This window comes from Nocardiopsis lambiniae (assembly GCF_031845465.1).
GTDB classification, from domain to species: domain Bacteria; phylum Actinomycetota; class Actinomycetes; order Streptosporangiales; family Streptosporangiaceae; genus Nocardiopsis; species Nocardiopsis lambiniae.
In genome coordinates this window covers 42,565-57,484 of record NZ_JAVREP010000014.1, presented here as the reverse complement: position 1 = coordinate 57,484, position 14,920 = coordinate 42,565, and the positions used below count along the sequence as shown (strand labels likewise).

The 14,920-nt window shown below is 72.6% G+C and carries 13 protein-coding genes; 4 read left to right on the top strand and 9 right to left on the bottom strand.

Features of this window, described 5'->3' with window-relative positions; genetic code table 11:
* The first annotated feature begins 165 nt into the window (after positions 1-165).
* Both RM479_RS19650 and RM479_RS19645 read left to right on the top strand, forming a co-directional pair.
* Positions 166-1,299: a DUF418 domain-containing protein gene (locus RM479_RS19650; protein WP_311513181.1), complete on the top strand. Its 1,134-nt coding sequence runs from the start codon at positions 166-168 to the stop codon at positions 1,297-1,299.
* Between the two features lie 50 nt (positions 1,300-1,349).
* A complete protein-coding gene (locus RM479_RS19645; protein ID WP_311513180.1) occupies positions 1,350-2,105 on the top strand; it encodes a nucleotidyltransferase domain-containing protein in 756 nt (251 codons plus the stop codon).
* A gap of 134 nt (positions 2,106-2,239) precedes the next feature.
* On the opposite strand, the gene RM479_RS19640 is transcribed toward RM479_RS19645, so the two are convergent.
* From RM479_RS19640 to solA, 5 genes are all read right to left on the bottom strand, one after another.
* On the bottom strand, positions 2,240-2,671 hold the full coding sequence (locus RM479_RS19640; protein ID WP_311513179.1) for a GNAT family N-acetyltransferase: 432 nt from the start codon (positions 2,669-2,671) through the stop codon (positions 2,240-2,242).
* Positions 2,672-2,752: 81 nt separating this feature from the next.
* Positions 2,753-4,000, bottom strand: a complete 1,248-nt coding sequence (locus RM479_RS19635; RefSeq protein WP_311513178.1) for a benzoate/H(+) symporter BenE family transporter — start codon at positions 3,998-4,000, stop codon at positions 2,753-2,755.
* Between the two features lie 273 nt (positions 4,001-4,273).
* Positions 4,274-4,627 carry an antibiotic biosynthesis monooxygenase family protein gene (locus tag RM479_RS19630; protein WP_274808920.1) on the bottom strand — a complete coding sequence of 118 codons (354 nt, stop codon included), beginning with the start codon at positions 4,625-4,627 and terminating at the stop codon, positions 4,274-4,276.
* Between the two features lie 88 nt (positions 4,628-4,715).
* Positions 4,716-5,522 (bottom strand): SDR family oxidoreductase, encoded by an 807-nt coding sequence (locus tag RM479_RS19625; RefSeq protein WP_311513177.1) that lies wholly within the window; start codon positions 5,520-5,522, stop codon positions 4,716-4,718.
* 83 nt (positions 5,523-5,605) lie between these two features.
* Complete coding sequence (gene solA / locus RM479_RS19620; protein WP_311513176.1) at positions 5,606-6,802, bottom strand: N-methyl-L-tryptophan oxidase; 1,197 nt, start codon at positions 6,800-6,802, stop codon at positions 5,606-5,608.
* Between the two features lie 699 nt (positions 6,803-7,501).
* On the opposite strand from solA, the gene RM479_RS19615 reads away from it, so the two are divergent.
* A complete protein-coding gene (locus RM479_RS19615) occupies positions 7,502-8,185 on the top strand; it encodes a lytic polysaccharide monooxygenase auxiliary activity family 9 protein (RefSeq protein ID WP_311513175.1) in 684 nt (227 codons plus the stop codon).
* 121 nt (positions 8,186-8,306) lie between these two features.
* On the opposite strand, the gene RM479_RS19610 is transcribed toward RM479_RS19615, so the two are convergent.
* The 4 genes from RM479_RS19610 to RM479_RS19595 form a co-directional block, all read right to left on the bottom strand.
* Entirely contained in the window at positions 8,307-8,660 is a 354-nt protein-coding gene (locus RM479_RS19610) for a hypothetical protein (RefSeq protein WP_311513174.1), read from the bottom strand.
* 204 nt (positions 8,661-8,864) lie between these two features.
* Positions 8,865-10,232, bottom strand: coding sequence for an MFS transporter (locus RM479_RS19605; protein WP_311513173.1), 1,368 nt, complete (start codon positions 10,230-10,232; stop codon positions 8,865-8,867).
* Positions 10,233-10,587: 355 nt separating this feature from the next.
* On the bottom strand, positions 10,588-12,201 hold the full coding sequence (locus RM479_RS19600; RefSeq protein ID WP_397222634.1) for a glycoside hydrolase family 10 protein: 1,614 nt from the start codon (positions 12,199-12,201) through the stop codon (positions 10,588-10,590).
* 293 nt (positions 12,202-12,494) lie between these two features.
* The gene (locus RM479_RS19595) at positions 12,495-13,124 is read right to left on the bottom strand and encodes an NADPH-dependent F420 reductase (RefSeq protein ID WP_311513172.1); all 630 of its coding nucleotides are present in this window, start codon (positions 13,122-13,124) and stop codon (positions 12,495-12,497) included.
* 294 nt (positions 13,125-13,418) lie between these two features.
* Between RM479_RS19595 and argG the strand changes: the two genes are divergently transcribed.
* A complete protein-coding gene (argG, locus tag RM479_RS19590; RefSeq protein ID WP_311513171.1) occupies positions 13,419-14,867 on the top strand; it encodes an argininosuccinate synthase in 1,449 nt (482 codons plus the stop codon).
* Positions 14,868-14,920: the final 53 nt, after the last annotated feature.

Genomic DNA, 14,920 nt, shown 5'->3' with positions numbered 1-14,920 from the left:
TCCGTGCGTCCGTGCGCCCAAGCGCGCCGATGCCGCTTCTCGACGGACCACCGACCACGAACGGAGCGATTCCCGTGTCCACTCGCCCCCTGCCCCCCCGCCGACACGGCCCACGACACCGCCCTCGTCCACCGGGCGGTCGCCCCCGACCTGGCCCGCGGCGTGATGCTCCTGGTCATCGCCGTGGTGCACGCCCACATCTTCCGGCTGCTCGCCACCGGAGACGCCGCCGCCCCCACCGGCGTACTCGACACCGCGACCACGATGGCCGTGCTCGTGTTCGCCGAGGCGCGCGGTTATCCGATGTTCGCGGCCCTGTTCGGGTACGGGCTGGCCTGGATATACCTGCGGCGGACCGCCGAGGGGCGACCGTGGCCCTGGATCCGCGCCCTGGTGCGCCGACGCGGCCGGTGGATGGTGGCCATCGGGCTGCTGCACACGCTGCTGCTCTTCTTCGGCGACATCATCGCGGTGTACGGGCTCATCGCCCTGCTCTTCGCCGGACTGCTGCACGTCACCGACCGGCGGCTGCTCGCCCACGGGTTCACCTGGATGGCGGTCGGCTCCCTGATCTACGCGCTGGGCACGACCCTGCCCGCCCTCACCGATCCCGAGTCCGCCGAGGCGGTGATGAGCCCGGATCCGCTGGCCGACATGGTGGTGCGGCTCGTGACCTGGCCGGTCATGACACCGCTGCTCATGATGACCTCGGTGTTCCCCTTCGCCATCGGGGTGTGGGCCGCCCGACGCCGGCTCCTGGAGCACCCCGAGGCCCATCTGCCGCTCCTGCGCCGCGTCGCCGGAATCGGAATCCCGCTCGCCGTCCTCGGCGGACTGCCCCAGGCCCTGATGTCCACGGGCCTGTGGCGGCCACCCATCGCGGTGGAGACCGGCGGTGTCTGGCTCCACGTGCTCACCGGTTACGCGGGCGGCTTCGGCTATGCCGCGCTCATCGCGCTGATCGCGGTCCGGCTCGGCGACCGCCCGGGCCCGATCACCCGGGCGCTGGTCGCCACCGGGCAGCGCTCCATGACCTGCTATCTGTTGCAGTCGGTGGCCTGGACGGTGCTGTTCACTCCCTACGCCCTGGACCTGGCCGCGCGACTGTCCGGCTTCACCTCCGTGCTGGTGGGCGTCGCGGTCTGGGCGACCACCGTGGTCCTGGCCGACCTGATGCGCCGCGCGGGTGTCCGCGGCCCCGCCGAACGCTTTCTTCGGTGGCGCACCTACGCGCCTCTCGGCCGTGACCGCCTCGATCCGTCCCTGCCGGGTGCCGACGGTGATCGTCGGACGCCCTGACCCCCGGTCCGACGGACGGGCCCGCGCGCGCCGGTGACAGTATGAGCGGCATGGGCACCACCGACGATGAACGCTTCCTCTCCGACACCGCCGACCGGCTGGCCGGACTGCCCGGGGTGCGGGCGGTGACCCTGGGCGGATCCCGCGCCCGGGGGGAACACCGACCCGACAGCGACTGGGACCTGGCGATCTACTACCGGGGGGACTTCGACCCGGAGGACCTGCGGGCCCTGGGGTGGCCGGGCGAGGTGTCGGAGATCGGCGGCTGGGGCGGCGGGGTCTTCAACGGCGGCGCCTGGCTGCGGATCGACGGCCGCCGGGTGGACGTGCACTACCGCGACCTCGACGCGGTCGAGCACCAGATGGAGCGGGCCCGGGTGGGGGGCTTCGACGTGGAACCCCTCATGTTCCACCTGGTGGGCGTCCCCACCTACCTGGTCGTCGCCGAACTCGCCCTGGGGCGCGCCCTCGTCGGCGACCTGCCCCGCCCCGAGTACCCCGACGCGCTGCGTCTGAGCGCGCCGCCCCGGTGGCGCGGACTCGCCGCCGCCACCCTGGGGTACGCCCAGCACGGTCACGCGCCCTACGGCCGGGTGACCCAGACCGCCGGCCTCATCGCCCAGGCCGCCGCCCACACGGCCCACGCGGTGCTGGCCGAGCGGGGGGAGTGGGCGACCAACGACAAGGCACTCCTGGCCCGCGCCGGCCTGGAGGAGGTCGACCTGGTCATCGCGGGGATGACCGCCGACCCGCAGGACCTGATGGCGGCCGTGGCCGAGGTGGGCCGGATCATCGCCACCGCCTGACCGGGACCCGCCGCCCTTCTCCCGGGCCCGTTGCGGGCGCGGCCTCCATCCGCCCCTCGCGGGCCGGGACCCTTCCTTCGAGCGTGGTGAAGGGGGTCGCGCCGATCACCGGCGCGACCCCCTCGGTCGATCCCCTACAGCGGAGCGTCCCACGTCATGTCGACGACCTCGCCGACGGTGGCGTAGCCCGCTCGGGCGAAGGCCGCCGCCATGGGCGTGTTCCCCAGGTCGGTGGACGCTCGGGCGTACGTGACGCCGCCCTCCTCCACCGGCACCCGGGTGCCCTCGGCGAGGATGTCGTCGATGTACCCGTGGCCCCGGTGCTCGGGCAGCACCGCGATGTGGCCGATGATCGGGTGGTAGGCGTTGCGCGCGGGCGGCACGAAGCCCACCGGCTCCCCGTCGGGCAGGGTCGCGATCCGCCACCACGAACGCGGCGTCGAGTACCGGGCGAACTCCTCCTCGAACCCGTCGGAGACGATCTCGGCCGGGGTCTTGGTGGCCGCTTCGCTCCGGTGGTGGGCGTCGAGGCCGCCCTGGAACGCCCGCTCCATCAGATCCCGCATCTCCCGCTCGTCCCGGATCCCCCGGAACCGGAGCCGGTCGCCCGGCGCGGGCGTGACCGCGCCCTTGGTCCATCCCAGCCCTCAGGAGGTCTCGCGCTCCGGCTCCCCGGGCCTCTCCACCGTCTCGGTGTCCGTCTCCGTTTCCGACTTCGGCCGCCGACGCACGGTGATCGCCCACGTCAGTGCACCCGCCACCAGGCCCCAGAAGGCCGATCCGATCCCCAGCAGGGTGATCCCCGACGCCGTCGCCAGGAACGTCACCAACGCGGCCTCCCGGGCACGCTCGTCGGACAGCGCCGAGTTCAGGGAGCCCCCGATCGTGCCGAGCAGACCGATCCCGGCGATCGCCATGATCAGCGCTGAGGGCAACGCCACCAACAGGGCGGCCACGGTCGCCCCGAACACGCCCACGCACAGGTAGAACACCCCGGCCCACACCCTCGCCAGGAACCTCCGCTCCCGGTCGGGGTGCGCCTGCGGCCCCGTGCAGATCGCCGCGGTGATCGCCGCCAGGTTCAATCCGAAGCAGCCGAAGGGCGCCAGCACCATGGTGGTCGCCCCGGTCCACGCGATCACGGGGGAGATCGGCACCCGGTAGCCGTCGTTGCGCAGGACCGCCACCCCGGGCAGGTTCTGCGACGCCATCGTCACCACGAACAGGGGCACCCCCACGCTCACCAGCGCCTGCCAGGAGAACTCGGGGACGACCAACACCGGCACCGCCACCTGCGGACGCACCCCGGACAGGTCCAGGGACCCCCGCAGCGCGGCCACGATCACACCGGAGAGCAGCGCGGCCAGGACCGCGTAGCGCGGCGACCACCGGCGGACCAGCAGGTACACCCCGAACATGGCGGCCACCACGACGAAGTCGCCCTCCATGCCGGTGAACAGACCCACCCCGAACTGGAGCAGTACCCCGGCCAGCAGCCCGGCGGCCAGCGGTACGGGGATCCGGTCCATGACCTTCTCGAACAGCCCCGTGACACCGCTCAGGGTGATCAGCGCCGCCGAGAACACGAACGCCCCGATCGCCTGCTCCAGGGTCACGCCGTCCAGTCCCACCGCCAACAGCGCGGCCCCGGGGGTGGACCACGCGATCACCACCGGGGCCCGATACCGCAGGGACAGGCCCGCACAGGTGACGGCCATGCCCACGCACAGGGCCAGCATCCACGAGGCGATCTGCCCGGCGTCGGCACCGGCGGCCTCGGCGGCGGTGAACACGATCGCGGCCGAACTGGTCACACCCACCAGCACCGCGATCAGACCGGCCGTGACGGCGGGCAGGGGCGCGACGGAGCGGACGAGTCGGAGCAGGGTTCCCATGGCGTCTCATTGTGGCCGGGGCGTCTTCGGAGTCCCCCACTCGGGGTGACCTTTTCAACCCATGACCGGACCTATGGGGCGGGAGAAAACCCATGGTTCCCGAAGGGGCCGGGATGTGACCATGGCCACCCGCTTCCTCATCGAGGCCCGCGCCCCGCCGGCCCCCTGATCCCCACGGTCGGCCCATCGCCTCCGGGACGGGCCGCCGCCGGGTGGTCCGCAGGGGTGGTCCGGGTGCCCGCGTCGCGCGGGCACCCGGGGCCGGTCACGGGGTCACCGCTCGGCCGAGACCCGCTGGACGACCTCGAAGCCCCACAGCTCACTGCCGGTCGCGGCCGGACCGCCGTGGCCGTGACCGTGACCGTGGCCGGTCCGACCCGCGTCGGCCGCCGCCTGCGCGTGCCCCTGACGGAACTCCCGGCTGTTCAGCCAGTTCTCGAAGTCCTCCTGCGACCGCCACCGGGTGTACACCAGGTACTTGTCGGTGCCCTCCACCGGACGCAGCAACTGGAACTCCTCGAACCCCGGCTGCCCCTCCACCAGGCCGGCCCGGTTGGCGAACCGCTCCTCCAGGGTGGCCCCCTCGCCCTCGGGGACGGTCAGGACGTTGAACTTGACGACGCTCACGCGGCACCTCTCCACGGTTGTCACCGATCTGTACCGCCCAACCTAGGACAGCGCTCACCCGGGTCCGCGCCGCCCCGCCCTTACCGGCTCATCGCAGCCCGTGCCTGCGGGCGACGATGTCCAGGATGACCGAACGCGGCAGCAGCCGGCGCAGCGCGAACACCAACGGCGCGTTGCTGCCCACCGCGTACAGCGGCCGGGGCCGGACGTCCTCCACCGCGCGCAGCACCGTGCGGGCCACCGTCTCCGCGGGGATGCCCGACGCCTCGTTGGCGTTGAGCGCCGCGAGCATGGTGCGGTAGTCGTCGGTGTAGGGCGAACCGTCCCGCAGGTACTGGGTGCGGCGCTCGCTGATGCCGGTGTTGATCGACCCCGGTTCCACCGTGGCCACACCGATCCCGTAGGGGGACACCTCGCGGCGCAGCGCGTTCGCGAACCCCTTGATCGCGGCCTTGGACGCCACGTAGGAGGACCGGTGCGCCAGGGGGAAGCTGGCCAGCATCGACCCGACCATGATCACCCTTCCGTACCGGCGTTCCCGCATCCCGGGCAGCACCAGCTGGGTCAGGCGCACCGCGCCGAACACGTTCAGCCGGAACAGCCGCTCCAGGGCGTCCACGGGCAGCTCCTCCAGCGGCCCGCTCTGGCTCTCGCCCGCGTTGTTGACGAGCACGTCCACCTCACCGGCGGCCCGCGCGCACGCGACGATCGACGCCTCGTCGGTGAGGTCCAGCGCCAGGTACTCGACGCCGGCCACGGGCTCGGTGACCGCCTCCGGCCTGCGGCTCGTGCCGTACACGCGGTACCCGCGCCGGACCAGGTCGGCGGCGACGGCCCGGCCGATGCCGGAGGAGGCGCCGGTGACGAGCGCGGTCCGCCGGGTGGTGTTCTGCATGAGGGGTCCTTCCGGGAGGGGCGAGGGGACGGGGTGCGCTCGCGCCGCGCTGGGGAGATGATCGCACGTCCCTCTCGCCCCGGTCACGGCCTCCCGGGGACCCGGCGGTCCCACCGGTGCGGATCGAACATCGTCACGGGCAGGTCGGTCGAGCCGTTCCGGGCCAGGTCGGCCAGGGCCGATCCCACGGCGGAGGCGAACTTGTAGCCGTGCCCGGAGAAGCCGCCGGCGACGACCAGCCCCGGCAGGTCCCGGTGGTGGCCGATGACGAAGTGCTCGTCGGAGGTCATCGTGTACATGCACGCCGCCATGCGCTCGGGCAGCGGTTCGACGCCGCGCAGCCCGGCGGCCAGTTCGCCGAGCCTGCGGGCGTCGGCCTCGTCGGGGGCGCGGGGGCCCGCGTCCGGGTCGACCGGCTCGCCCCACTGGGCGCCGGGCCGTCGGGGTGCCCCGGGGGCCTCGGCGTGCACACCGATCTTCACGGTGCGCCCGTCCAGACTCGGGAACCCGTACCAGAGCGTGCCGTCGGGCTCGTCGCGGGCGAACACCGGCCCCCGCGCGTGCGGTGGAGCGTCCTCGGTGAGACGGAACCAGCCCAGGACCCGGCGTTCCACACGGATGCCGCCGCCGAGCCCGGCCAGCGAGGGCAGCAGCGTCGGCAGCCACGATCCGACGGTCACCACCACCCGGCGGGCGCGGACCACGGTGTCGCCGAGGTGCACCCGGGGCCGGTCGGCGTCGGGCTCGATCCGGGTGACCGCGGTGTCGGTGAGCACCCGGGCGCCGGCCGCGCGGGCCAGGCGTACCGCCGCCAGGATCGCGGCCTCGGGCAGGACCGCGCCACCCTCCTGTTCGAACACGCCCTCCTCGCCGGGACGCACCGCGTGCTGGGGGAAACGCGCGGCCAGGTCGGCGGTGGTCAGGTGCTCGACGGCGAGCCCGTGCCGCTCGGCGGCGGCCAGCGAGCCCGTCACCGCGGCGCTGTCCGGCGCGCCCAGCATGAGCGCCCCGGTGCGCCGGACCAGTTCCTCCCCGGACGCCTCCTCCAGTTCGGCCCAGGCCCGCCAGGCGGCCCGCACGAACGGGACGTACTCCTCACCCTCCAGGTAGGCGGTGCGGATGATGCGCGACTCCCCGTGGCTGGAGCCCCGATCGTGGCCGGGGGAGAACCGTTCGATCCCGATCGCGTCGACCCCCTGCCGGGCCAGCCGCCACAGCGTCTGCGCGCCCATCGCGCCCAGGCCCACGACGACGGTGTCGGTCTCCAGCAGGTCGGCCACGGTTTCCCCCCAGGTCCGTGCCCCGGATGTCCTGATCCGGGACGTCGGGCCCATGATCGCAGGCCCGGACGTGCCGAACGCCCGCCCCGGCAGGGGGGCGGGCGACGCCTTCCCGGAAGGGGGAAAGGTCTTCGGGCAGGGGAACGGGTGCCGGGTGCCCGTTCCCGGAAACGGTCGAATCGGAAAACGAAAAGGGTCCGGCGGTCTTTTCCGGTTCGTTCGGCAGGGGAGGTGGACTGGTAGGTGGGAGCGCTCCCAGTCGCATCGTGAGCGGGTTGATGAATGGACGGATGGTGCTGTGCCGCCGAGTGTCCGTGTCGGTTCACGGCCACTCCTGCGGTGTTCCAGAAAGGTAACCCGCGAATGGTGATATGTAAACACCATATGGCGGAACCATTTCGGGGACCGCGTCCCGGAATGGCGAAAGGCCTGTTCGTCATCCCTTTCCCGATGCTCCGTCACGCCGGTCGTCCGCCCTCGCCGGCGCTCCCGCCGCCGTGATCCGGAGCGGCCCCGGGTCGGAGAGGCGGAGGCATCCCCGTGACCGCGGGCCGGGGCGGCACCCGGGCGCCGTCACCGGGCGGTCACGCCCACGCGTTCTCCAGCGCTGTGTTTCGACTCGGCTCCGCCGGGTAACAATCGGCCCGGGAGTGCTCCCCGTCGCGCGGCCCCATCCGGCCGAGACCGACGGAGAACACGATGACGCACGACACCACCGCGACGACCACCGCACGGGCCCGCCTCCCCTTGGCCGCCCGTGCGCTCACCCTGGCGGCGCTGCCCCTGCTCGCCCTGACCGCCACGGCGGCCCCCGCCGCCGCGCACGGTTCCGTGGTCGACCCCGCCTCCCGCAACTACGGCTGCTTCGAGCGCTGGGGCCAGGACCACCTCAACCCCGGCATGGCGCAGGAAGACCCCATGTGCTGGCAGGCGTGGCAGGACGACCCCAACGCCATGTGGAACTGGAACGGCCTGTACCGCGACAACGTCGGCGGCGACCACCGCGGCCAGGTGCCCGACGGCACCCTGTGCAGCGGCGGCAACACCGAGGGCGGCCGTTACGACTCCCTCGACACCCCCGGCGCGTGGGAGACCACCGCGGTCGACGACGACTTCACCATCCACCTCTACGACCAGGCGTCGCACGGAGCGGACTACTTCCAGGTGTACGTCACCCGGCAGGGCTTCGACCCGACCACCGAGGCCCCCGGCTGGGACGACCTGGAGCTGGTCGCGCAGACCGGCCAGTACCCGCCCGGCAACGACTACCTCATCGACGTCAGCACCTCGGGGTACACCGGCCACCACATCGTCTACACGATCTGGAAGGCCTCCCACCAGGACCAGGTGTACTACCTGTGCAGTGACGTGGACTTCGGCTGACCTCCTCCGCCGAGGCGCCCCGTGACGGGGGTGCGGCGGTCCGTCGGGGACCGGATCCCCCGGCGGGCCGCCCGTCCCGCACCGGCGGACCCGACCGGACCGGCGCACGGTGCGGGGAGGATCAGCCCTCCCCGTCGAACAACCGGTCGCGGGCGGCGTCGGCCACGGCACCGCCCGGGTCCTCCACGAACCCGCCGACCTGATCCTGGAACCCCTGTGCGGCCTCGGCCGCCTCTCCGAACGCGGCCTCGCCGTATCCCTGCACGGCCTCGGTGGTCTCCCCGAAAGCCGTTTCGCCGTACCCCTGCGCGAGGTCCCCCACCTCGCCGTACCCCTGGGCGACGTCGCCCATCTCCCCGAACGCGGCTTCGCCGTATCCCTGGGCCGTCTCGCCGAGATCGGCCGCGTCCCCGGCCACGTCCTCGGCCGCTTCGCCGAAGAGCCCCTTGGCCCAGCCGATGGCGTCGTCGAACATCGCACCACACTCCCTCTGTCAAGCCTCTCGCGGTCCGAACGGACGTTACCCCGCCCGTGTGAACCCGGGATAAGGGGCGGTCGCGCGTCGTGATCACCCCGGTGCGGCGGTGCCCTCACGAGGCGCCTCCCGTCGGATACCGCACCATCGGCCTCGCGACCTCCTTCGGGAGCGGGGCGGGCGATGCCGGGGACCACGACGGGATCAGATGGAACCCGGACCCTTCGGCGGAACGGTGAACGTCAGCGTCAGGAGGACCGACAGCACGCCCGCCCCCGCGACCACCCCGTACAGGAGCCCGTAGCCCGCCAACGCGGAGGCGGTGAGCACGGCGCCGGTGACGGCGATCAGCAACGACGTACCGAGCGATTCCGACACCTGGAGCGCCGAACTGTTGCCGCCCTGCCCCTCGACCGGTGACAGGGCGAGCACCAGCGAACTCACCTGCGGGTAGGCCAGGCCCATGCCCGTTCCCATCAGGACGCACCCGATCACGGTCGCCCAGAGCGGCAGCACGCCCGTGACCAGTCCCAGCACCGCCAAGGGCCCGCACAGGGTCAACGCCGCGGCCAGGCGCAACGAGGCGGGCGAACCCGCGGTGGAACCCGACCGCCCCTGGAGCCAGGCGCCCAGCGCCCAGCCGAACGCCCCGATCGCGACCACCGCGCCCGACGCCATGGGGGAGAAGTCCAACCGGTGCTGGAGGTACAGCGGAAGATAGATGTCGGTGGCCGCGTCGGTCGCCCCGAGCACGCCCCGGAAGGCGACCAGCCGGGGGATCCCCGCGCGCGCCCGCAGCGTTCCGGAGGGCAGCAGCCGGCCCGCGGTGACCACCACGGCCACCACGCCCACCACCGTCCCCACCGCGATCCAGGGCAGGGGCTGCTGCCCGACCAGGTGCAGCCCCAGGACGGCGGTGGCCGCCGCGAGCGCCCACAGGCCCCTGCGGCCCACGGGCGAACCCGGGAGGTCCGGACGCGGCGCGCTGCGGACCGCGCCCAGCAGCACCGCCAACGAGGCCGCCGACCCCACCAGCACCAAGGCGAACACCAGTCGCCAGTGCACCAGCTCCACCAGCGCTCCGGTGACCAGCGGCCCCAGGATCGACGGGAGCAACCAGGCGGCGGTCAGCACACCGAACATGCGAGCGCGCAGCGCCTCGGGGATGAACCGGGCGATGACCACGTACAGCACCACCGAGTCGATGCCGCCGCCCACACCCTGCAACATCCGGCCCAGGATGAAGACCGACATGTCGGGTGCGAGCGCGCACAGCGCGATTCCGGCGAGGAACATCGTTCCGCCCGCCACCAGCGGACGCCGCACCCCGCGCAGGTCGGCCCAGCGACCGCCGACGGTCATGCCGACGAGCCCGGTCGTGGCGGTCGCGGCGAAGGCCAGTGAGTACCAGTGCTCGGCGCCCAGGCTCCGGGTGATGACCGGTAGGGCGGTGGTGATGGCGAAGACCTCGAAGGCGATGAACGTCATCAGGCCGAACACCCCGGCCACGATGGGCCGGTACGGCGGCCCCCACAGTCGCGCGTGCTCCCGCGCGCCCGCCTCGGCGGTCACGCGGCACCCCCGTGCCGATGGCGGTCCGCCCCGTTCGTCGTGTGCACGTGTCCCCTCCTCCGCGGGCGCGATCGCACCCGGGAGAATTCCACAACCTCAACACGTGTCGAGGTCAAATCGCCCGGTCCGGCCGCGCCGCGTGACCGGAGTCGGGCTCCGGGACCTCCGCCGTGTCACCGGCCGCGCGCCGCTCCGCGGGGCGGGCGGCGCACGTGTTCCCGAGGGTGTCCACGGCCGTCGGCCGGACGAACGCCGCGACGCTCCGACCTCGACGCCCCGGGCCCCGTGTGCCTTCCCGTGAGACCCGGGCGTCAGGAACGTCGGGGCGACCGCCCGGCACGGCGGTCGCCCCGGCTCAGCGCACGTGCCTCGGGTTGCTCACGCCGCTCTCGTGGTGGGTCCGGTCCAACGCGGTGACGTAGTAGGTGCGCCCCCCGCCCTCACCGGTGAACGTCGCCCGCCCGTCCTCCCCGGCGCGCACCGTCCCCACCAGGGTGCGCGGGTCGGCGATGGCGCACTCGGCCTCGCGTCCGGGAGCCCCGTCGAGCGCGTACACCGCGTAGTAGGCGGGCAGGTCTCCGCGTCCGGGGCGGATGTCCAGCTCCACCCCGTCGCCGCTCGCACCGCCGGTCACCCGCGGCGCGGACGGCGCCGCCCCGGGCAGTTCCTCGTGCAGGGGGACCAACGCCGGGTACCGGTAGTGCTCGTCGTGGACGATCGCCATGGCGTCGGCGGCGTTGGTCCGCAGCGACTTCGCGCTGAAGTACACGTCGCCCAGCACTCCGGGGTGATCCCGGTTGAACTCCAGATGCCGGGCCAGCTCGCGCGGGTCCGACCAGGCGCCCGGGTTGCCGACCTTGTAGGCGGCCTGCCCGATGTACAGGTGTACGTCGGTGCCCTCCACCACCTGTTCCCACCAGGGCACCAGGACCGCGTAGTCGGCGACCGGCAGGCCGATCTCCCAGTAGACCTGCGGATTGATGTAGTCGACCCACCCCTCGTGGACCCACCTGCGACTGTCGGCGAACTGCGCGTCGTAGGACTGGAGCCCGTTGGTGGCCGACCCCCGCCGGTCGGTCGCGGAGTTGCGCCAGATGCCGAACGGGCTGATGCCGAACTTCGCGTGCGGTTTGGCGGCGTGCACCGCGGCGTCCATCTCCCGCACCATGGCGTTGACGTTCTCCCGGCGCCAGTCGCCGATGTCGTCGTACCCGTCGCCGTACTCGGCGAAGGTGTCGGCGTCGGGGATCTCCTGCCCGGCCACCGGATAGGGGTAGAAGTAGTCGTCGAAGTGCACGCCGTCCATGTCGTAGTTCTCGACGGCGTGCATCATCGCCTCGATGACGAACTCCCGCACCTCGGGAATGCCGGGGTCGTAGTAGAGCCGTCCGCCGTACGTGAAGGTCCACTCGGGGTTGCGGCGGGCCGGGTGATCCGCGGCGAGTCGACCGGGATCGGCGTGCATGGCCACCCGGTACGGGTTGAACCAGCCGTGGAACTCCAGCCCTCGGGCGTGGGCCTGCTCGACGGCGAACGCCAGCGGGTCGTAACCGGGGTCGCGTCCCTGGGTCCCGGTCAGCCATTCGGACCAGGGTTCGTGCGGGGACGGCCAGAAGGCGTCCGCGGTCGGCCGGATCTGCACGAATACCGCGTTCATCCCGTTGTCGACCGTGCGGTCGTACAGGGTGGTCAGCTCGGCCCGTTGTTGCTCCGGGGTGAGCCCGGTGCGGCTGGGCCAGTCGATGTTGTGGACCCCGGCGATCCACTCGGCGCGCATCTGGCGTTTGGGCGGTGCCTCGGAGTCGACCCGGCAATCGGCCGAGGCCACGGCGGCCCCGGGGTGCGGGACGGGCGCGGCGGCAGCCGGCAGGGCGGGCGCCAGCACGACGGCCAGCGCGGTGGCCAGGGTCCCGCTCATGATCGTGCCCCGGCGGGGGATCGGGGAGGTGGGTCGGGTCGGGTGCGCCAACGTGGCTCCTTCCGGCGGCTCTCCTGGGGGTGAGGCCCGACGGGTTCCGGGTCGTGTCCTCGTGGTGAAGGTACGCGACCCGTGCCCGCCCAGAAGAGAACCTTCACGATTTTTCGGAGTGTCGCAAGAGACCTACGCGGTTTTGGTGTCGGAGTTCCCGATGGGTCTTCTGGGGCCTTTCACCCCGGTACGGGAACGCCCGCGGGTTCGGCCCACCGCCGGTGCCGACCTCCCCCCGGGGCACGACGGACACCCGGAGGGCTTCGAGGCCCGGGTGGCCCGCCTCCGGACAGTCACCGCGCGATCTTGAAACCGAACCGGTGGGTGCCCAGGGTCTTGTACAGGCTCATCCACATCGGCAACATCATCTCCGTGGCACGGGCCGTTCCGATCGGGCCCAGGTCGATCACGTCGGACCAGCCCCACCCCCGCAGCAGGTCGCCGACCACGTCCTTGGCGGAATCGTCGTCACCGCTGAGGAACACGGAGTGGTCGGCACCGGCGACCTCGGGCGAGGTCATCACCTCCGCGGCCAGGGTGTTGAAGGTCTTCACCACCCGTGCCTCGGGCAACGCCCGCTGGAGCCGTTCGCCGAGGCTGTCGGTGTTGACCGGGTCCAGGACGATCTCGTCCTCCCGGGAGAAGTCGAACGGGCTCGACACGTCCATGAGGATCCTCCCGGCCAGCGCCTCCGCCAGCGGGGCGAGCGCGGTGACGCAGACGGGGCCGGAGATCGCGTTCACCACGAGGTCCGCGTCGCGCACCGCCTCGGCGAAGACGGTGACCGGGACCCCGAACGACGGGTTCCGCGCGAGAGTGGCGGCGGGGTCCCGGGTGCCGACGACGACGTCGTGCCCCGACCCCAGGAACGCGGGGACCAGGGTGAGGGCGACCTCACCGGTACCCAGAACGGCGACGCGCATGGACGTGTCCCTTCTCGCTCGCCCCGGGCCGGCCCCGGAGCCGTCGTCCCGGACCCTACTCCGGTCCCCGAGGACGACGGCCTCCGGGGCACGGGACCCCCGCACGTCCCTCTCCCCGAACCCCGCCGGCGACCCGGGGCGGGCGCACGACCGCGCACGACCGCGGTCGGTCGATCGCGCCGGCGGAGGCGCCGACCGGGAGCGCTCCGGGGCCCAGCCCATGATGACGAGGCTCACACGGCCGGGCGCGCCCTCATTTTGCATGTGCATTCATTGTGATGCATACTTATTGCCATGTCCAAGGTACTCACCTCTCTGCCCGTCGGCGACCGTGTCGGCATCGCCTTCTCCGGAGGTCTCGACACCTCGGTGGCGGTGGCGTGGATGCGCGAGAAGGGCGCCGTCCCGTGCACCTACACCGCCGACATCGGCCAGTACGACGAACCCGACATCGCCTCGGTCCCCGGTCGCGCCCACGACTACGGCGCGGAGATCGCGCGGCTCGTCGACGGCCGTGCGGCCCTGGTCGAAGAGGGCCTGGCCGCCCTGGCCTGCGGTGCGTTCCACATCAGGTCGGGCGGGCGCGTCTACTTCAACACCACGCCCCTCGGCCGCGCGGTCACCGGCACCCTGCTGGTGCGCGCGATGCTGGAGGACGGCGTGCAGATCTGGGGTGACGGCTCCACCTACAAGGGCAACGACATCGAGCGGTTCTACCGCTACGGCCTGCTGGCCAACCCCGCCCTGCGCATCTACAAGCCCTGGCTGGACGCCGACTTCGTCAACGAACTCGGCGGTCGCAAGGAGATGTCCGAGTGGCTCCTGGAGCGGGACCTCCCCTACCGCGACAGCACCGAGAAGGCCTACTCCACCGACGCCAACATCTGGGGCGCCACCCACGAGGCCAAGTCGCTGGAGCACCTGGACACCGGCATCGAGATCGTCGACCCCATCATGGGCGTCCGGTTCTGGGACCCCGAGGTGGAGATCGCCCCCGAGGACGTCACCGTCGGCTTCGAGCAGGGCCGCCCGGTCACCATCAACGGCAAGACCTTCGAGTCCGCCGTCGACCTGGTCCTGGAGGCCAACGCCGTCGGCGGCCGTCACGGTCTGGGCATGTCCGACCAGATCGAGAACCGCATCATCGAGGCCAAGAGCCGCGGCATCTACGAGGCGCCCGGCATGGCCCTCCTGCACCTCGCCTACGAGCGCCTCGTCAACGCGATCCACAACGAGGACACCCTCGCCGCGTACCACACCGAGGGCCGCCGCCTGGGCCGCCTCATGTACGAGGGCCGCTGGCTGGAGCCGCAGGCGCTGATGCTGCGCGAGTCCCTCCAGCGCTGGGTGGGCACCGCCGTCACCGGCGAGGTGACCCTGCGCCTGCGCCGTGGCGAGGACTACTCCCTCCTCGACACCACCGGTCCGGCGTTCAGCTACCACCCGGACAAGCTGTCCATGGAGCGGACCGAGGACTCCGCCTTCGGCCCCACCGACCGCATCGGTCAGCTGACCATGCGCAACCTGGACATCGCCGACTCCCGCGCCAAGCTGGAGGAGTACGCGCGTCTGGGCATGGTCGGCACCGGCGAGGACGCCACCCTGGGTGCGGCCCAGGCCGCCTCCACCGGCCTCATCGGCGCGATGCCCGAGGGCGGCGCCGAGACGATCGCCTCCCGGGGCCGTGGCCCGGAGGACGAGCTGCTGCTCGACCACGCCGCCATGGAGTCCGGCACGGACTGACCGTCCCCGATCCACGCACGGCGTGCGGACCCACCCGGTCCGCACGCCGTCGC